We start from the raw sequence: 19,436 nt of genomic DNA on the forward strand, positions 1-19,436 counted from the left end.
CAAACACATGGAATATAGATCTGTCTGGACGGGCTTTCTTGCCGTATTAGCCGCCCTGACGTTCTGCAGCTGTTCGCAGAACGATAAAATGAGACCGCCTGCCGTCTCCTTTAAAATTCAAAAAGCTCCGGTCGTCCCCCGCACACCCGGCCAGATGGGCCGTGAAGTGGGCATCCGCGTCTCCTACATGCCCAAAAACACGTACGCCCGGCGGCATGCGGCTTCCATGCAGCCCCGCTTCATCACCATCCATAGCACCGCCAACCCCAAGGGAGACGCCCATGCCCATTCCCGCTACCTGAACAGCGGCAAATCCCGCAGCCTGAACTGGCACTTCACGGTGGACCAGTTCGGAGCGTACCAGCACATCCCCACCACGGAAACGGGCCACCATGCGGACCACTCCGGGCCGGGGGACCAATACTCCGTAGCCATTGAAATGTGTGAATGCACTACGCACAACCCCGTGGTCATCTACAACAAGACGGCCAAGCTGGCGGCCCTGCTGATGATACGCTACAACGTCCCCCTGCGCAACGTGGTGCCCCATAACTACTGGTCCGGCAAGAACTGTCCGGCCCCGCTGATGACCAATGGAAGGCCCGGCTACAAATGGAGCTGGTTCATCTCCCGCGTGGACTACTACTACCGCTGCCTCCAGGCCGGGAAATAGCCCTTTCCGGCTCCTCCGGCGCTGCCGCGCATGCCGCATTCATGACAAGGCGCCCTCTTTACCGTTTCCGGCGGAGGGTGCTTCATGAAGGGTATGAAAAACATCACTTCCCCCGGAGATACGCACCGGCTGAGCAACGGACTCCCCATGCCCGTCATCGGTTACGGAACCTATCTGGCCCCGGACGGCACGGCGGGCGCCAGGAGCATTCTGGACGCGCTGGAAGCGGGCTACCGCCTCATTGACACGGCCAGCGTGTACGGCAATGAAAAAACGGTGGGCCGCGCCGTCAGGGAAAGCTCCATTCCGCGGGAGGAAATTTTCATCACCAGCAAGGTCTGGAACACGGACCAGGGCTACAACACCACGCTGGCGGCTTTTGACGCCTCCCTGAACCGTCTTGGGACGGATTACCTTGACCTGTACCTGATTCACTGGCCCATCCCCGCCGGTTATGAAGAAGACTACCGGGAACTCAACCGGGAAACCTGGAAAGCCATGGAACGGCTTTACAAGGAAGGCCAGGTAAAAGCCATCGGGGTCAGCAACTTTCTTCCCCACCATCTGGAAGCCCTGATGGAGGAAGCCGAGATCATGCCCATGGTGAACCAGCTGGAGATCAACCCCAGGTACCACCAGACGGAAACGGTCGCCTTCTGCCGGGAACACGGAATTCTGGTGGAATCATGGGGCCCCCTGGCCCGCGGCGGCGTACTGGAGGAACCCGTTCTGTGCCGTATAGCGGACAAGCTTAAAAAATCCGTGGCCCAGATATGCCTCCGCTGGGAACTGCAGCGCGGCATCGTGCCCCTGCCCAAATCCATGCACGCGGATAGAATCCGGGCCAATCTGGACGTCTTTAACTTCTCCCTGGACGGAGAAGACATGGCCCTTATTGACACACTGGATGCCCCCGGCCATTACTCCATCCATCCGGACCATCTTTCCGAGGAATGAGCTCAACGTTCTGCCAGACGCGGGAAGCGCAGGCCTATTCCCTCCGCTTCCTGGCGGACTCCACCAGGCGTTGCCGGGCCTGCTGTCTGGCCCGTAATGCCTGTTCACGTTCCTTTTCCTTCGCCAGAGCCGTTTTCTTTTCGGAATCACGGAGTTTTCCGTAATGCAGGGGATCAAGGTCCGCCTCGGTTTCCGGTCCTTCATGGTGGTACACGGGCAGGCCGTCCGCGGCCAGCGCCACGTGGTAGTAATGGCCGTCCTGCCCCTTGGAATCCCTGCCCTTTTTGTCCAGGCGGGAGAGGATCACGGCATACCCCAGTCCCGGAGCGTTCACCAGCTTCCGCTGGTCATCAAACAAGGCGGCCAAACGCAGGTTGTCGTATTCCAGCTTGATGACGCCGCAGACCATTTTGCCCTCCGTATTCCAGTACATGGCCAGCTTTTTTCTTCCCAGGGAGTTCGGTTTGCACGTCTCGTAAGCTCCCTTGACGGGACGGGCTTCCATGACCAGGGAATAGTCCGTGTTACTGTAGGATTTCGCCTCCCTTGCGGCGATTTTCTCACCCGCAGGAAGCAGGGAGGAAACGGGGCCGCGCATCTCCGTCCGTTCCTCAAGCATGTATGTTGAAGGGGTTAGCAGGCCCGTTCCGGCATCGTAGCAGGCGGAGAGGCTCCCCTGGTCCAGAACCATGTCAAAGCTTTTCTGGACCCGTGCGCTTTCCGGCCGGTTCTGCGGACGGTAATATTCCTGAATGCGGAACGGAGGTCCCTTGATGGCGGAGAGAGAGGTGGTACAGGCCAGTCCGTCAATTTTCCTGTTCCCGGTCAAGGTTCCTCCGGTTTTTTTCCGGGCCGTTTCGTTGTACCGGGGGGAGATGTCCTTTTCCACAGTCGTCCACGTTACCTTTTCCAGCTCTTTCATCAGGAACGGCCAGAGCATCGCGGCCAGCTTGAGGTCCCGCCGTGCCGCAGTACCCGTCAGGGAATTGACCAGAGCCGCGTCTTCCTCATCCAGACGGTTCAGTGGAATTTCCACACGCTTCCGGCCTGTTTTCAGGGCCAGTTTGCTTCCCGTGCAGGATTGGAAGCTGCCTTTTACCACGTCTCCAAGCTTGGATATCCATTCCCGTTCACCCGGAAAGACATATTCCTCCGCCGGGGCGCCAACAGCGCCGCACCATACCAGCACAGCAATCAGAAGCAGTTTCATCGTCAGGGACACAGGGTTGCGGGTGTAGCCTAACACACGGGAACGCCCCGGAAAAAGCTTTTTCCCGGCCCTTCCCTGCTTCCTTGACGGAAAGCTCCTTTCTGCGGCTGCCGGCATTCTTCCGCCGGCAGCTTTTGCTCACCGTTCTTACTGCTTGCGGGGCTTTTTGGGAGCAGCGGCGGTTTTGGCGCTCTTACCGGCGCTCTTGGCCGCAGTGGTTTTCCCCGCGGTCCTGGCAGCGGCGGTTTTGCCCGTCTTCACCGCCTTTTCCTTCTTGTCTTCCGCCTTTGGGGCGGTTTTCTTTGCGGGATATTTCTTTTCCCGCGGCGGGAATTCAAAGCCTATCTTGCCCGTCTTCGCGTTGAAGACCAGATAGGCGTCAAACGGGCGCTTGGTGCGCTGCGAGATGAAGCCCTTCAACAGGTCGGACTTGCCTTCCCCCAGAATCTTCAATACCTGGTCCAACGGGATTTCACGGCCCAGAATGGTCCGGGAGACGGAGACGGGCACACTTTCCTTCCCGATCGTCAGGGAAGGCACCTTCCAGGCCTTGGCCGTTTCCATCACATCGTGTTCCCCCAGGTCCGGAATGGTCACGGAGGCCACCTTCACGGCTTCCTCCGTCCCGGCGGCGTCCTCTTCCTCACGGGCCGGGAAGTAGAGCGTGGCGCGGAATTTGTCATTGAGTTCCAGCCCCGCTTCAAAGGGCTTGCCGAACCGGGAGGTGAACCCGTGGAGGATTCCCGTCTTGCCGTCCACAATGAGGGTTTTCAGTTCTTCATCCGTCATGTCGCGTCCGGAGATGACCTTGCGGATGCTGAACTTGCAGGAACGGCAGGAGACGGCGTCCAGCGTGTTTTTCAGGCCGTGGGCGTGGCAGGACGGGCAGTCCAGTTCGATTTCCGGCAATTCCACCTGCTGCTGGGCCTCCCGGAAGTCTTTCACCCTTTTCACGATTTCCCCGGTCAGCGTCTTGATGCCTTCCATGAAGGAGTCCCGCGGCAGGGCGGCCTGCTCCATCTGCTTGAGCTTGTATTCCCATTCCCCGGTCAGGCTGGGGGAGGTGAGCGTTTTGAGCCCGATGCGTTCCAGCAGGCCGATGAGTTCAATCCCGCGGCGCGTCGCCAGAAGGTCCCTGCCGTCACGGACAATGTATTCCTGGGAAATCAGGCCTTCAATGATGGAGGCGCGCGTAGCGGGCGTACCCAGGCCGCGCTCGCTCATGGCGGCGGCCAGTTCTTCGTCATGCACCAGTTTCCCGGCGCCTTCCATGGCCGCCAGCAGCGTGGCTTCATTGTACCGGGCGGGCGGCTTGGTCATGGCGTTGCGGATTTCAATTTCACGCACCGCGGCTTCCTCACCATCCTGCACGGGCACCAGTTCCTCCTTGCCGGAGGCTCCGGCCTTGCGGCCGTACACGGCCTGCCAGCCCGGCTCCACCAGCACGCGGCCCGTGGTCAGGAAGGCGTCCGTCACGTTGCCCCCGTGGGCGATGACCGTGGTTCTCCGCGTGTCTTCAAAGACGGCGGCGGGGAAAAAGACGGCCAGGAAGCGGGCCATCACCATTTCAAAAAGTTTCTGCGCGTCTCCGGTCAGCTTTTCAATCTTGCCCGTCGGGATGATGGCGAAGTGGTCGCTCACCTTCTTGGTGTCAAACACCCTCCGGTTGGGCTTGATGCGCTTGTTGTCCAGAATGTCCCTGGCAAAGGGGGAGAATTCCGGATCCTGCTCCGCCACGGTGCCCACAATGCCGTACACCTTGCCCAGGTAGTCCTCCGGCAGGTAGCGGGAGTCCGTACGGGGGTAGGTGAGCACCTTGTGCTTTTCATAGCATTCCTGGGCAAGCTGGAGCGTGCGCTTGGCGGAAAAGCCGTAGCGGTTGGCGGCTTCCCGCTGGAGGGAGGTCAGGTCATACAGCAGCGGGGCAATGGTGGTGACGGGCTTCTTTTCCTCCGTCACGGTGCCGGATTTCCCGCGGCAGCGGTCGCGGATGACGGTCGCCATCTCGGAGTCCCAGATGCGCTCCGGGCGGGACTGCGCGTCATCGCTCTTTTTCCAGTCCCGGTCAATCCACCGTCCGGCGTAGGACCCCGCCTTCACGTCGAACTCCGCCCATACTTCCGAGTAGGGCACCGGTTCAAACGCCTGGATTTCCAGTTCCCGCTGCGTCAGAATGGCCAGCGTGGGGGTCTGGACGCGTCCGGCGGGGGTCACGTTGAACCCGCCGCGGGATTGCAGGATGGTGAGCGCCCTGGTGCTGTTCAGGCCCACCAGCCAGTCGGATTCGGAACGGCAGACGGCGGCATTCGTCAGAGGCTGCATATCGGCCTCGCTGCGCATACTGTGCCACGCATTCAGGATGGCTTCATCCGTCATGGACTGCATCCAGAGGCGGCGCGTGGGCTTGGTCCATTTTCCGTAACGGACCATGTTATGGAAAATCAGTTCCCCTTCACGGCCCGCATCGCATGCGTTGACGATTTCCGTGACGTCCTTGCTTTTGGCAAGCTGAAGCACCTTTTTCAGGCGGTCTTCAGACTGCTTGATCGGTTCCAGTTCAAAAGCGCTGGGGATGACGGGCAAGTAGTCGAACTTCCAGGGAAGCGACTTGCCGCCCTCCGTCATGGGCTTTTTCTGCTCCAGCAGGTGGCCCACGGCGGACGTGATGATCGCGCGGTCATTCTGGTAATACGCCCCGGACTTGTCCCGGGTGAATTTTCCAAGCTCCTTGCCGAGCACCCTCGCCAAATCAGTGGCGACGCTCGGCTTTTCTGCTATGATTAAAGTTTTGGACATATTGGCGGCTCGGAAAAGTAAATGTGGTAAACAGTGGCGGCAGCGTTATCCGCATCATGGCGGCGCGTTGCATTTGGAGGTGAATTCCTACTCCCCTACCCCCCATCCCTGTCAATAACCAATTATGTATTCACGGAAAAAGCATCCTTTTTTATGCCGTGAAGCGGGTTTTCCACTCTTTTTTTGCCGGAAAAGCCGCGTTGCCCCCTTGTCAGCCGCATGGGGGCATGCTATTTCATGGGATGATGAAAACGAGCCTTTCCCGCGTCCTTTTTTCCGCCTGCGCCGTCCTGCTGGCGGCCTGTTCCCCCACCCCGTCCGACCGCATCGCGAAGAATATGCCGGCCTATGAACAATTGCCCCCTGAGCAGCAGGTCAAAGTGGCGCGCGGAGAGCTGGAAAAAGGCATGTCTCCCATGGCGGTGCTGCTGGCATGGGGAGAACCCGAGCAGAAAATGACGGGCCGCATGGACGGCAAGAACACGGAACGCTGGATTTACACGAAGAGCGGCACGGGCTGGGCCGTGGGGCTGGGCGGCGGAGGCTTCCGCAGCCGGGATTCCGGCGTGGGAACGGGCATAGGCGTCACAATGCCGCTGGGCAGCCGGCCGCCCGTTTCCTATAATGTCCTGTTTGAGAATGGAAAGGTAACCGGCTGGGAAGCCGTCAGCGGCTTCTGACCCGGAGCATGCGGCATCCGGGGCGGCAAGGCCCCGGCGGTTCCGTATCCTGCCAGGCAGGGGCGGTCCTATCTCCTGGCGGCCTTGAGGATGGCTTCCACCAGGCCGTTGATGTCGTGCGTTTTTGCCGTAATCGCGGGAGCGTGCCCCAGTTCCTTCAGGGTGTCCGTGGTCACGGGTCCGATGCTGGCGGCCTTGCAGCCGTCAGGCCAAGGCAAACCCAGCCGGAAAAAGTTTTCCGCGGTGGAGGAGCTGGTAAACGTCACGATGTCCGCGCCCCGCTCACGGAAAGCCGCCTGGGCGCCCGCCACATCCTCCGTTTCCGCCTCCGTCCTGTAGGCAATGCATTCATCCACAATGGCCCCCAGGGAGGTGAGGCCGTCATAAATCACCCGGCGCGCTTCCTCCCCGCGGACCCACAGGAAGGTGCTGTGTTCGATGCCGCCTATTTCCTTGCGGGCATCCTTGAAGGCTTTCACAAGGCCTTCCGCCACGTATTTTTTAGGCATCACGTCCACGGCCAGCCCGTATTCCCGGAGCTTGGCTTCCGTTCCCGGCCCAATGGCCGCAATCCTGGCCCCGCCGATGCTCCGGATGTCCTTGTACACGGCAAAGAAGGCCTGGAAGAAGCGCTCCACCCCGTTGGGGCTGGAGAATACCAGCCAGTCATAGGTGTGGGCGTGCACCACGCCTTCCGCAAATTCCCGCTTGTTGGCAGGCGGGGCAATGCGGATGGTGGGCATTTCCAGCACGTCCGCGCCCAGCCTGCGCAGGCGGGAACTCAGTTCCCCCGCCTGGGAGCGCGTGCGCGTCACCACGATACGCTTTCCAAAGAGGGGAAGCCGTTCAAACCAGTCCAGCTGTTCCCGCTCCTTCACCACGTCTCCAACGACAACCACGGCAGGGGCCTCCAGGCCCGCTTTCAGGACCTTGGCGGGCAGGGTCTTCACTGTACCCGTAACCGTCCGCTGAAGCCCCGTGGTGGCCCACTGGATGGCCGCGGCGGGAGTGGACGCGTCCTGGCCGAACCCGATCAGGGCCTCGCACACTTCCGCCAGCTTCCGCATGCCCATCAGCATGACCTTGGTGCCCTGCGCTCCGGCGATGCCCTTCAGATCCAGGGAAGATTCCTTTTTGTTCACGTCCTCATGGCCCGTGAACACGGTGAACTGCGTGCAGTACTTGCGGTGCGTCACCGGAATGCCCGCGTACGCCGGCCCCGCAATAGCGGAGGTAATGCCCGGAATTACTTCAAACGGCACGCCCGCTTCATGCAGGGCGTCCGCTTCCTCCCCTCCGCGGCCAAAGACGTAGGGATCGCCGCCTTTCAGGCGCACTACCCTTTTCCCGGCGTTCCCCAGCTTGACCAGCAGAGCATTGATTTCCTCCTGGGGCAGGGCATGGCGGGAGGCGCGCTTGCCCACAAAAATCCGTTCGCACGCGGCAGGGGCCCAGTTCAGCATTTCCGCGGAACTCAGCGCATCATATACCAGCACTTCCGCCGTTTCCACCAGCTCACGGCCGCGGACGGTCATCAGGCCGGGGTCCCCGGGACCCGCTCCAAGCAAATAAACAATACCCTGTTGCATACTGCCATTCAACTCCATCACCCTCTTTTTGGCGACAAGAAACCCCGCCATGTCCGGATTCATTCCATTTATGGCTAAATTGTCACGGAGCATCCGCAAAAGTTTCTTGTTTTTCGAATAAATACAATTATTACGTATCTATGAACATTTCACGTATGCTTGCAGCTACTCTTGCCGCCGCGTTCACTCTTCCGGCTTTGGCGGATATTCCGGCTTCCCGCGTTCCGGCTCCCGTGAAGGAGCAGGTGCAGAAGCAGTATCCGAACGCCGGGGCCATCGAATGGGATTTCGACAACGACGAGGATATTTATGAAGCGGAATTCCGCCTCAACGGCCTGGAATATGAAGTAAAGCTTTATCCCGACGGCACCGTCTGCCTGGTCAAGGCGGACATCTCCCTCCAAAATCTTCCCGCTCCCGTTACAGCGGCTATCGCCCGCGATTTTCCGGGGTACGCACCCCGCCGCGCCAAGCAGATTACCGCCAGGGGCGCCCTGAAGTACCGGGTGGACTGCCGTTCTGAAACCGCCGCCGTCCGCAAACTGGAGCTTTATTATGCCGCAGACGGCAAACTTCTTTCCCAGAAGGCGGACGATTGAACCGGCCGTTCTTCCTCATGTTTCCGTATGACAGAAGCCGGGTGGCCATCCCCCGGAGGCTGACACGGCATCCTCTGGATTCAACAAAGCCTTATGATATAAGGTCAAACTTGCAATGATTGAGTTATTCAATATCGACCTCCTTTCCTATACGGCCCAGGCGGCTGAAACCGCCCCGCAGCATTCCTACACCATTTACTGGATGATTCTGCTGGGCTCCATGCTGCTGAGCTGGCTGGTCAGCGCCCGCATGAAGAGCCGCTTCAGCGAGTATTCCCAGATTCCCATTCCGGTGACCGGGCGGGAAGTGGCGGAACAAATGCTGAAGGACAACCACATTACGGACGTGAAGGTGATTTCCACGCCCGGCCACCTGACGGACCATTACAATCCGGCGGACAAAACGGTCAACCTGAGCGAATCCGTCTACAATTCCAACAGCATTGCCGCCGCGGCCGTGGCGGCCCATGAAGTGGGGCATGCCGTGCAGCACGCCCAGGCCTACCACTGGCTGGGCCTGCGGTCCGCGCTGGTCCCCATCGTCCAGTTCTCTTCCAACATGGTGAGCTTCGTGCTGATCATCGGCATTGTACTGCTGGCCATGGGCGGTTCTCCGTGGGTGCTGGGGCTGGGCATCGGCCTGTTTGCCATCACTACCATCTTCGCGTTCATCACGCTTCCGGTGGAGTTTGACGCTTCCGCCAGGGCCCTGAAGTGGCTGGACCGCTCCCACCTGATGAATTATTTTGACCACGGAAAGGCCAAGAGCGCCCTGTTCTGGGCGGCCATGACCTACGTGGTGGGCGCGCTTTCCTCCCTGGCCATGCTGCTGTATTACGTGTTCATTTTCCTGAACGCGCGCGGCAGGGAATGATCCCGCGCCGTACTCCGAAGAAAGACGGCCCCGGCAACGGCGAAAACAGGGAGGTATTGCGCCGTTGCCTCTGCCTCCGGAAAAACTTTATCCCCCCTCTCCACCGGGCGGTTCCATAACCGCCGCGCAACTGGAAGGGGGACGCTCCCGCCGCGCGGAACCGTCCCCCCCCTTATTTCCTTGTTTCAGTTCCCTGGCGAGTCCTTCTAGAAGCTCCGGGACACTCCCGCGTTTACCCGGTGGTACACCGAGCTTCCTCTCACCTCCAGGCCGTAGCCCCCGTACACGCTCCAGCGCTCATTGCATTGCAGGGACGTGTTGTACTCCGCACGCAAGCCGTGACGTTCCGGGCTCACCGCCCTCCCCCTCCAGCTCATGTCGCTGTACGGGCTGTACACCGTTCCGCCAGGCACGTCCTGCAGGGCGTCCCCCACGTAGGACAGCCGCAGTGACTGCTCCCACGGCCTTCCCTTCCATTCGTCCGTCCTGCCTATTTCCAGACCCACGGGAATGGACAGGCGCCTCAGCGTCGCCCCTCCGAAATCGCGGCCGTAACCGCCCTGCTCCCGGAAGGCGTCCTGACTGCCGTGCGTGAATTCCACCCTCACGAACGGAGTCAGCCTCCACCCTCCGGCATAGTCCGCCGTCCGGGACACTTCCAGCTGCGCCAGCCATGTCTGGTTGTTCCATTTGCCCGTCGAGGACGGCGCTCCGCTCAGGCGGCTGTCCATCTTGTTGTGCGTCTCCGCCCACGTCAGGCTTCCCTTGAAGGTCCAGCGGGCCTGCTTGCTTTCTTCCAGCAGACGGCCCCAGTACAGGGAGCCCATCCGGGTGTCCTGCGTGTTCCGGCCCTGGAAGTCCCGGCTCTTGGAATGCCCGTAGATTTGTCCGAAGGCAATCCCCCAGATGCCGCTGTTAGCGCCAAATCCGCTGTCCGCCCCAACGGAGTAACCGCCCCCGTTGTAGTCGTAGCCGTCCACGCCTCCCCGGCTGCGCTGCCGGGCGAAGTCGCCCAGGCCCATGCCCCAGAGGTCGCGGGAGTGCTTGTCGGCCAGACGGAAGGCGTTCAGCCGGGAGAGGACGTTGCCGCCCAGGGCCGCCGCGTTGGAGGCCGAGCTCCAGAGGGAGTTGAAGGCCAGTTCCCCGGCCAGTTCCGGGTCTACCTGGCTGATGGAGCCTCCGTCCGCCTTCCAGACCAGCTGGAGCTGTTCGGCGTAGCCGTCCCCGTCGGCGTCCACCCACTGGTGGCTCCAGGTTCCCGTGTAGGAGTAGGGGGAATCCACCCGGTCCGTTCCCGTGGCCTGGGAGACGGCACCTTCAAAGTCTCCTTCAAGGGTGTGTTCCGCGTCCGTCAGCACGTGGAAGACGCGGTCCTGCCTCCAGGAGCGGTCCGCGTAGAAGAAGGAAGCGTTTTCCCCCGTGTCCGCCACGCCGATGAGGCCACCGGCTGTGAAGGATTCCAGCGCGGAGAGCGTCAAGCCCGGCCCGAAGCCCCGCCCAGCCTGGAGCTGGTGGCGCATGTCGAAGGTGAAGCCGCGGGAGAAGTCAGCGGTGTGGGCGTTAATGAAGGCGCTTTCCCCCGGGCGCAGGACGGCGTCAGGGCCGGAGAGGGTAAAGATGTCGGCGTTGGCGGTACTTCCTCCGGTGATTTCCAGCACGCCTTTCTCTACGGTCAGGCTTGATCTATCATCTACTTTGCTGTGGTCCAAGCTCCTGCCGAAGACGACGTCATGTTCCAGCACGAGGGTTCCGCCGTAGAGGGTGGTCTGGGCTCTAAACTCATTGTACCGGCTGGCAATAAGGCGGGCCTCTTCCCCCTGGTAGAGCTCGCCGCTGAAGACGATGGTTCCGTTCGTGTCGTGGGCGGTTCCCTCTCCGTCCGTGTAGCGGTTAAACGTAAAAGTTGTTTGACCGTGTGAATCCGCGGTGATGACCGGGTCGTTGAAGCGGACTTCGCGCCCCTGCGCCGCAGCAAGCGTCAGCTGGGCATCTCCCCCAACAATGTAAATGGCATTGGCGATGCCGTTTTCCACGGAGGAACCGGCGCTATTAAAAGTGAAGGTGCCTCCGGTCATGTTGCCGCTGAAGAGCACGTCCTTCGTCAGGGCGTAGAAGTTGAGCTTACTATCATATCCAGCCCAAATAGCTCCCCCGTCCATAGTCGCGTAATTTTCGACAAATAAGGCTCCATCTCTGAAAGTCAGACTACCATTCGCAGCGTGGATAATCGCTCCGCCATGGGCGCCGTTCAATCCAGAAGCTTTATTTCTGACGAAAACGGCGTTGCTTCCTATAGTGATTGAACCTGTGTTGTAAATGGCTCCACCATAGACAAAGCCACCACCCAAGGAGGAAGAGAAGCTTAAATTATCGGAAAAGGTAGCATTGTCTCCTATGGCAAGATGCCCCCCGTCAGCGTTGTAAATCACTCCTCCATATATGTCAGTATCTTGAGAGGTCGCAATCATATTGCTGGAGAAGGTAGCGTCGTTCCCTATGGTCAGGCGTTGTCCGGCATTATAAATCAATCCAGAAATATCCACGAAGGGCGCTCCTCCAATATGGGTATTCTTGTCAAAAACAACACCATTTCCCAGCGTCAGGGGACCGTCTGATGCTATAAATGCTTTTCCGTAACTGCCTCCCGTAAATTGAACACGGCCCGTTATTTCCAGAGAAGAAACTTGGAGTTCCGCTCCCGTGATGGGCTCAGTGAAATTGCTCCAGATGATGGCATCCATCTCCAGCGCTACATTGCCTTGCAGCTGAGTTCCATCATACAGGCTCTCGCCAGAGGCCAGGTTGACCAGGTCTATGGTACGGAACGTATCCGGATCATTGGAACGGAAATTGACGGCAGCCGTCAGACTGCCGGTCAACGAGGAGTCGTCATTGTACAAGACAACGGTATCCCCGGAAGCCAGCACGCCGGAAGCGGCCAGTTCCTGAAGCGTCCCGTACACGTTTCTGCTTGAGTCGGTTGCCTGGGAGGCATCCACTATGAATTCCGCCGCAGATGCGGAAGTGGCCAGCGTTACTGAAAACAAAAGATGTCCCAGCAAAAAGCGGCGCAACGGCAATGGAAGAACAAGTCTCATTTTTAAGTAGTGATTAATTTGAAAAGCCGCTAATAGTGTTCTAACAATCTTTTGTCAACCCTATCGGTTTAATAGGAATTTCATGCCGCCATGAAAAACGCATAGCTTATGAATAACCTAATATATTAATAATTAAAACGTTACCACCCACCCCCCCACAAGACAGAGATGGGCTACTCTACTTCTGGTCTTTTTTGAGAAGCGCATTTTTTTGAGATGAATGGGATATTTTTAAGGCTCTCCCGGTCAAGACTCAGCCTTAACAGCGGATAACAATATACCTGTCAATAATCCTCCCGCGGCCTTTGCATGGAGGAAAATAAGCGTGCTCCGGCATCTCTATTCCGGCAGCTTTCAAGAAAAGTTTTCCGCAGCTGGAATCCTGCCCTATGCTTCTTCCGGTTGGTCCGTTTTCCTCTTTCCTGCCGTCAGGCGGAAGAAGAGGGGAACCAGGAAGATCGCCAGCAGGGTGGCCGTAATGATGCCGCCCAGCACCCCCGTGCCTACGGCGCGCTGCGCGCCCGCCGCCGCCCCGTGGGCGAAGGCCAGCGGAACCACCCCGGCGCCGAACGCCAGGGAGGTCATAAGGATGGGCCTCAGGCGCAGCTTGGCGGCGGTCACGGTAGCTTCCATCACGCCCATTCCCTCCCGGTAGAATTCCTTGGCCACTTCTACAATGAGGATGGCATTCTTGGCGGAAAGGCCGATGGTCGTGATCAGGCCCACCTTGAAGTAGATGTCATTGGGCATGTCGCGCAGGAAAACGGCCAGCAGGGCCCCGAGCAGGCCCAGGGGCACCACCAGGATCACGGCCAGCGGAATGGACCAGCTTTCATAGAGCGCCGCCAGCACCAGGAAGACAATCAGGATGGACAGGGAGAACAGCAGGGTGGCCTGGGAGCCTGCCAGCTGTTCTTCATAAGACTGCCCCGTCCATTCAAAGCCTACGCCCTGCGGCAGGGAGGCGGTAATCCGTTCCAGGGCCTTCATGGCGTCTCCGCTGCTTTTGCCGGGCGCAGCGGAGCCGTTGATCGTGAAGGAGGGATAGTTGTTGTAGCGCGTGAGCTGGGGGGGGCCCGCCGTCCAGTCCAACCGGACGAAGGAGGAGAGGGGCAGCAGCTTCCCCTGGTCATTGCGCACATGCAGGTCTTCAATGTCATTGCCGTTCAGGCGGCTTTTCCCGTCCGCCTGGACAATGACGCGGCGCACCTGGCTGCCGTGCATGAAGTCCCCCACGTAGCTGGACCCGAACATGACGGCCAGCGAGTTGCTGATTTCCGTGATGGGCACCCCCATGGAGAAGGCTTTTTCCCGGTCAATGGAGACGTGCAGGCGCGGCGTGTCCGCCTGGCCGGAGAAATAAACGCCCGCCAGGTTGGGGTCCGCATTGGCGCGGGCCAGAAGTTCGTCACGGGCTTCCACCAGACGGTCATAGCCCAGGCCGCCCCTGTCCTGAAGGCGGAAGTCAAACCCGGAGGTGTTGCCCAGTTCCGGCAGAGCGGGCATGTTCAGGGCCATGACGAGCATCTGGCGGTCCCCGGCAAAGCGCATGTTGACGCGGTCAATGATTTCCTGGGCGGAGTTGCCCGGCCCGGTGCGTTCATCCCATTTTTTCAGGCCGATGAACAGGATGCCCATGTTGGTGCCGGAGCCCATGAAGCTGAAGCCGCCCACGGAGTAGGCGTATTCCACGGGTTCATGTTTCATCAGGTAGTCCTCCACCTCGCGCAGACGGGTGCTCGTCTCCTCCTGGAGCGTTCCGGCAGGAAGGGCCACCATCGTCATGAAGTTGCCCTGGTCTTCTTCCGGCAGGAAGGAGGTGGGGAGCGTCATGTACAGGTACCCGGCCCCCGCAATGATGAGCACATACAGGAACAGGGAGCGCACGGGGCGCTTGATAATTCCGGTCACGGCGCTGCCGTACCGGTCCGTGGACCGGTGGATTGTCCTGTTGAACCATCCGAAGAACCCCTTCTTCTCCTGGTGCTCCACGGAGGAAGCTTTCAGCATGGCGGCGCAAAGCGCCGGAGTCAGGGAAAGGGCCAGGAAGGCGGAGAAGGAGATGGAGACAATGAGCGTTACGGCAAACTGGCGGTAGATGTTGCCCACTGCCCCGCTGAAGAACGCCATGGGGACGAAGACCGCCACCAGCACGGTGGTGATGCCCACGATGGCGCCGCCGATCTGCTTCATGGCCTTGACCGTAGCGCGCCGGGCATCCAGCCCTTCCTCCATCATGATGCGCTCCACGTTTTCCACCACCACAATGGCGTCATCCACCAGAATGCCGATGCTGAGCACCATGCCGAACATGGTAAGCATGTTGATGGAGAAGCCGGAGAGCCACATCACGGCAAAGGTTCCCAGCAGGGCGACGGGAACGACGAGCGTCGGGATGAGGGTGGCCCGGAAGTTCTGGAGGAACAGGAACATGACCAGGAATACCAGGATAATGGCTTCCACCAGGGTGGAGATGACCTTCTGGATGGAGATTTCCACGAAATGGGTGGTTTCATACGGAATCTGGTAGGAGACCCCGGCAGGAAAATCCCGGGCGAGTTCGTCCATCTTGGCCTTGAGCAGGCCCATGGTTTCCACGGCGTTGGAGCCCGGAGCCATCTTGATGGCCATGCCGGTGGCAGTCTGCCCGTTGCAACGGGAGAAGAACGCGTAGCTGTTGGCGCCCAGCTCCACCCGCGCCACGTCCCCCAGCTTGACGGAAGAACCGTCTGAAAGAGTCCTCAGGGCAATGGAGGCGAATTCCTCCGGCGTGCGGAAGGCTTCCTCCGCCACCACGGTGGCATTGATGGGGGCGGAGTCGGAAACCGCCGCTCCGCCAATGTCGCCGATGATGATGCGCTCGCTCTGGGCGGCCACGGCGGTCACAATGTCCGTGGGCGTGAGCCCCAGCGCTTCCAGCTTCTCCGGATCAGGCCAGATGCGCATGGACGTTTCAGCGCCGAACAGCTCCACGCGCCCGACGCCCTTCACGCGCTTCAGTTCCGGGATGATGCGGGCGGAGGCCCATTCCCCCAGCTCCGTATCATTCAGGGCCCCCGTGGAGGAAAGGGAGATCATCGCCTGAATGTTGTTGGAGGATTTTTCCACGAACACCCCTTCCCTCCGGACGGATTCCGGCAGGCGGGATTCCACGATTTTCAGGCGGTTCTGGACTTCCACGGCGGCAATGTCCGGGTCCGTCCCCTGCTCAAAGGTGGCGATGATTTCCACCATGCCGCTGGAGCTGCTGCTGGCGGACATGTACAGGAGTCCCGGCGCGCCATTGATTTCCCTTTCAATGACGGCGGTGACGGCTTCTTCCGTGTCCTGGGCGGAAGCCCCCGGATACGTGGTGCGCAGGGAGATGACCGGCGGAGCGATGTCCGGATACTGGGCAATAGGCAGGCTGGGAATAGCCAGCAGCCCGATCAGGGAAATCAGCAGGGCTACTACCCACGCGAAAATGGGGCGGCGTATGAAGAAGTCAGGCATGGCGGTTTATTGCTGGGAGTTGGATTGCGGCTGGGGAGCGGCGGCGCGGACCTGCATGCCGGGCCTGAGGGACATGATGTGGCTGACCACCACCTTGTCCCCGTCCTTGAGGCCTTCGGAAACCAGCCATTCCCGGCCATTCAGCGTATCCGCCTTGACGGGGCGCATTTCCAGCACGCCGTCCGGCCCCATCACAAAGACGGAGGCGCCCTGCGCGGTGCGGATGACGGCGTCACGGGGAATGGCGAACACGTTGTCGCGCACCGCCTTGTCAAACACCACGCGCACATAGGCTCCGGGCAGAAGCTCATAGTCCGGATTGGGGAACTGGGCGCGCATTTCAATGGTATCCGTATTCGGGTCCACCGCCATGTCGGAAAAAATGATCTTGCCGGAGTGGGGGTATTCCTCCCCGTTGGAGAGCAGCAGGCGCACCTTGATGTCCTCCAGCGGCACCCCCTTCCACAGGCCGGACACCACGGCCCGGCGCAGGCTGCTGTACTGGGTGGCCGGCTGGGAGAAGCGCACGTAAATGGGGTCTATCTGCTCAATGGTGGTCAGGTGCGTGAATTCATTCTGGTTGGCGAACGCCCCTTCCGTCACCAGCGCGCGGCGCACGCGTCCGGAGATGGGAGCCTCCACCCGGGTGTATTCCAGATTCAGGCGCGCCTGCTCCAGGGATGCGGCGGCGGCGGCGTATTCCGCCCTGGCGCGGTCTTCCTCCGCCCTGGCCTGCTTGTGCTCGCGCACGCTGACGGCGCCTTTGGCGACGAGGGAGGAGTAGCGCGCGGCCTTGTCCTCCGCATCCGCCAGCACTGCCCTGGCGCGGGCCACCGTAGCCTTGCATTCATCCAGAACAGCTTGAAGAGGAGCGGGGTCTATCTTGAAGAGAAGATCGCCGGGCCGGACCGTCTGCCCTTCCTGGTAGCAGCGTTCCTGAATGATTCCGGTCACGCGGGCGCGGACTTCCGCCTGCAGGTAGGCCTCCATGCGGCCGGGAAGATTAACGGTTACGGGAACCTGCGTGCCGCGGGCCGTCAGCACGGCCACTTCCGGCACCATGCCTGTGGGAGGCCCCGCGGCCTGGTTTTCATCCCCCTGGCGGCAGGAGGACAGAACCGCCAGGAGAGAGGAGCAGAGAAAGAGGAGACAAGTCGTTTTCATAAGCAATAATACTGTAATTAAGCCTCAAGAGATCCCGGAACCGCATTTCCGACAAGACCGGAGATTTTTCAATTGCCATATGATGTAAAGTATCCCATAATGGGAGAGTCAAGAGGTAATGAAAAGATTAAGAGGGACGGCTTTTTATCATTTGCTGTAAGCCATTGACAGAACAAATTAAATGAAGACACAGAGATTTCGTCTTCATAAAGATTTCTTTTACATGCGGAGGCCGTTCCTGAGGGAATGCTCCTGAAGAAAGGAATCCGTTTCCCTCCAACCGCGATACAGGATGGACAAGCAGAATTTACTCACCATCGGCAGCCTGTCCAAGCAGACCGGCGTGCACATCAAATCCCTCCGGTATTATGAGCAGCTGGGCATTCTGCGCCCGGCCCATACGGACCCGGATACCGGGTACCGCTATTACACCCTTTCCCAGATTCCTGTGGTGGACGCCATCCGCGCCTGTATCTTTCTGGACATTCCCCTGAAGGAGTTCACCACCTTTCTGACCAAGGACCAGCAGAGGATCCACTACAAGAAACTGATTTCCCACGGCACCATGCTGGCGCACCAGAAGATCAGGGACATTCAGGAGAAACTGCACCTGCTGGAAAAATTCCAGAAGCAGATGGACCGGATGGAAGGCTTTCAGTACAGCGAGGGGCAGACCGTCCACGCGCTGCCGGAAAAATACTGCTGGGCGGTACCGTATGCCGGAAAACAGCACAGTCCGGATTACAATATCCTGATCACCCGGATGTTCCATGACATCAGCCGCAATGAGCTGCGCCTGGGCGCGGAAGCCGGCCTCCTTTCCTTCCACCGGAGCTCCGGAACGGAACAGTTCCTGTACGTGGAGGTGGAAGCGACAAAGAAAGACGCCCGGCAGCTGAAGGAAATCATGCGCCTTCCGGCAGCCGCCTTCCTCTGCGCCATCACGCAGGAAAGCGGCATCGGGAAAGCCCCCCTTGTCTTTCCGGAACTTTTCGCACGGGGGTATGATAAAATCATCATGGAAACGGAGTTGTTTTCCGGAGATTACGATGTGGCGCACCCCAAATTCGAACTGAGGTGCTCCCTCCCCCCGGAAGAGAAGTGAAACGGAAGGATTCTCCCGGAACAGGCAACGGGTTAAGGAGATGTAAAAACGCGGCCTTGGCATCCGGGGTTCCCGGTCCGCGCTCCTGCCGCCCTGCGGGAGAGCCGGAACGCCCGTTCAGGCTCACTGGCACGGAGTCTCCGGAAGTTTCATGAAATGGCATTGCATTTCCCCATTCAGCATATAAAATAATGGGGTGGCACATTGCGACACTAAACAACCGGACCTGAAGGAAAGCGCCGTCAAGGCTTACAAGGCCATGTTGCTGGCGCGGGCTTTTGACACAAAAATTTCCAGCCTGTATAAAGCGGGCAAAATCACGGGCGGCGTTTACCTGGGCCGCGGCCATGAAGCGATTGCCGCCTGCGGAGGCGTTTTCCTGACTTCCGGGTATGATGTGATCGCCCCGTTCATCCGGGAACAGGCGGCGCGCATCACCTGGGGGGAACCGATTATTGAAGCGGCGCGCTCCTACCTGGGCTCCGCCCTGGGCTACATGAAGGGACGGGACGGGAACGTGCACCGCGGGCTCCCCGCGGAAGGGTACATGGCCCCCATCAGCCATCTGGGCAGCACGGTTGCCTTCGTCATCGGCTGCCTGTTCGCCAAGCGCCTGGACGGCAAGCTGCCCGGCCCCGTGGGCGTAGCTTTCTGCGGAGACGGCACCACCTCCACCGGGGCCTTCCATGAAGCGGCCAACATGGCGAACGTGGAACAACTGCCGCTGGTGCTCGTAGTGACCAACAATCAATTTGCCTATTCCACGCCCAATGTCCGGGAATTCGGGGAAGCCTCCCTGGCGGACAGGGGCCGCGGCTACGGCTTCACCGTGCATGAAACGGACGGCACGGACTTCATGGCCACGCTGGAGACGTTCCACGCCGCCGTCAGCAACGCGAGGAAAGGCCTGGGCCCCCAGTGGGTGCTTGCCAAGACCCTGCGCATGTGCGGCCACGGCGAACATGACGACGCCTCCTACATCCCCCGGGAGCTGAAGGAAGAGTATAACAAGAAAGACCCCGTGGTTATTGCGGAGCGCCAGCTTCTGGAAGCCGGGTGGCTGACGCCGGAAGAAGTGGCGGACCTGAAAAAGCAGTATGCAGATGAAGTGCAGCTGGCCGTGGCTACCGCCCAGCGGGAGCCGGAACCGGACCCCTTCCGGGAAGACTGGAACGCCACGGTATGGAGACCTTATTAAG

The 19,436-nt window shown here is 60.0% G+C and carries 13 protein-coding genes; 7 read left to right on the plus strand and 6 right to left on the minus strand.

The window, feature by feature from the left end; all coding sequences use genetic code 11:
- Positions 1-88: 88 nt before the first annotated feature.
- Both HHJ06_RS06865 and HHJ06_RS06870 read left to right on the plus strand, forming a co-directional pair.
- The gene (locus HHJ06_RS06865) at positions 89-673 is read left to right on the plus strand and encodes a peptidoglycan recognition protein family protein (RefSeq protein ID WP_251841451.1); all 585 of its coding nucleotides are present in this window, start codon (positions 89-91) and stop codon (positions 671-673) included.
- A 93-nt stretch (positions 674-766) separates the two neighbouring features.
- Complete coding sequence (locus HHJ06_RS06870; RefSeq protein ID WP_215428611.1) at positions 767-1,630, plus strand: aldo/keto reductase; 864 nt, start codon at positions 767-769, stop codon at positions 1,628-1,630.
- A 34-nt stretch (positions 1,631-1,664) separates the two neighbouring features.
- Here HHJ06_RS06870 and HHJ06_RS06875 read toward each other — a convergent pair whose 3' ends face one another.
- Positions 1,665-2,876 carry a hypothetical protein gene (locus tag HHJ06_RS06875; RefSeq protein ID WP_215428612.1) on the minus strand — a complete coding sequence of 404 codons (1,212 nt, stop codon included), beginning with the start codon at positions 2,874-2,876 and terminating at the stop codon, positions 1,665-1,667.
- A 111-nt stretch (positions 2,877-2,987) separates the two neighbouring features.
- Positions 2,988-5,636 carry a DNA topoisomerase III gene (gene topB, locus HHJ06_RS06880; protein ID WP_215428613.1) on the minus strand — a complete coding sequence of 883 codons (2,649 nt, stop codon included), beginning with the start codon at positions 5,634-5,636 and terminating at the stop codon, positions 2,988-2,990.
- Positions 5,637-5,878: 242 nt separating this feature from the next.
- On the opposite strand from topB, the gene HHJ06_RS06885 reads away from it, so the two are divergent.
- The gene (locus HHJ06_RS06885; protein ID WP_215428614.1) at positions 5,879-6,316 is read left to right on the plus strand and encodes a hypothetical protein; all 438 of its coding nucleotides are present in this window, start codon (positions 5,879-5,881) and stop codon (positions 6,314-6,316) included.
- Positions 6,317-6,384: 68 nt separating this feature from the next.
- Here the strand turns inward: HHJ06_RS06885 and cobA are convergent, their stop codons facing one another.
- Positions 6,385-7,905, minus strand: a complete 1,521-nt coding sequence (gene cobA, locus HHJ06_RS06890; RefSeq protein WP_215428615.1) for a uroporphyrinogen-III C-methyltransferase — start codon at positions 7,903-7,905, stop codon at positions 6,385-6,387.
- 140 nt (positions 7,906-8,045) lie between these two features.
- Here cobA and HHJ06_RS06895 point away from each other — a divergent pair, with 140 nt between their 5' ends.
- Together HHJ06_RS06895 and HHJ06_RS06900 are read left to right on the plus strand one after the other, a co-directional pair.
- On the plus strand, positions 8,046-8,504 hold the full coding sequence (locus tag HHJ06_RS06895) for a PepSY-like domain-containing protein (RefSeq protein ID WP_215428616.1): 459 nt from the start codon (positions 8,046-8,048) through the stop codon (positions 8,502-8,504).
- A 202-nt stretch (positions 8,505-8,706) separates the two neighbouring features.
- Positions 8,707-9,378, plus strand: a complete 672-nt coding sequence (locus HHJ06_RS06900) for a zinc metallopeptidase (RefSeq protein WP_102715973.1) — start codon at positions 8,707-8,709, stop codon at positions 9,376-9,378.
- Positions 9,379-9,584: 206 nt separating this feature from the next.
- Here HHJ06_RS06900 and HHJ06_RS06905 read toward each other — a convergent pair whose 3' ends face one another.
- The 3 genes from HHJ06_RS06905 to HHJ06_RS06915 form a co-directional block, all read right to left on the minus strand.
- Complete coding sequence (locus tag HHJ06_RS06905; protein WP_215428618.1) at positions 9,585-12,425, minus strand: autotransporter outer membrane beta-barrel domain-containing protein; 2,841 nt, start codon at positions 12,423-12,425, stop codon at positions 9,585-9,587.
- Between the two features lie 438 nt (positions 12,426-12,863).
- Complete coding sequence (locus HHJ06_RS06910) at positions 12,864-15,968, minus strand: efflux RND transporter permease subunit (RefSeq protein ID WP_215428619.1); 3,105 nt, start codon at positions 15,966-15,968, stop codon at positions 12,864-12,866.
- 6 nt (positions 15,969-15,974) lie between these two features.
- A complete protein-coding gene (locus HHJ06_RS06915) occupies positions 15,975-17,132 on the minus strand; it encodes an efflux RND transporter periplasmic adaptor subunit (RefSeq protein WP_215428620.1) in 1,158 nt (385 codons plus the stop codon).
- A 292-nt stretch (positions 17,133-17,424) separates the two neighbouring features.
- Between HHJ06_RS06915 and HHJ06_RS06920 the strand changes: the two genes are divergently transcribed.
- Together HHJ06_RS06920 and HHJ06_RS06925 are read left to right on the plus strand one after the other, a co-directional pair.
- Positions 17,425-18,237 (plus strand): MerR family DNA-binding transcriptional regulator, encoded by an 813-nt coding sequence (locus tag HHJ06_RS06920; RefSeq protein WP_215428621.1) that lies wholly within the window; start codon positions 17,425-17,427, stop codon positions 18,235-18,237.
- A 196-nt stretch (positions 18,238-18,433) separates the two neighbouring features.
- Positions 18,434-19,435 carry a thiamine pyrophosphate-dependent dehydrogenase E1 component subunit alpha gene (locus tag HHJ06_RS06925; protein WP_343206607.1) on the plus strand — a complete coding sequence of 334 codons (1,002 nt, stop codon included), beginning with the start codon at positions 18,434-18,436 and terminating at the stop codon, positions 19,433-19,435.
- The last annotated feature ends 1 nt before the right edge of the window (position 19,436 follow it).

The organism is Akkermansia muciniphila (assembly GCF_018709685.1).
Lineage (GTDB): Bacteria > Verrucomicrobiota > Verrucomicrobiia > Verrucomicrobiales > Akkermansiaceae > Akkermansia > Akkermansia muciniphila_E.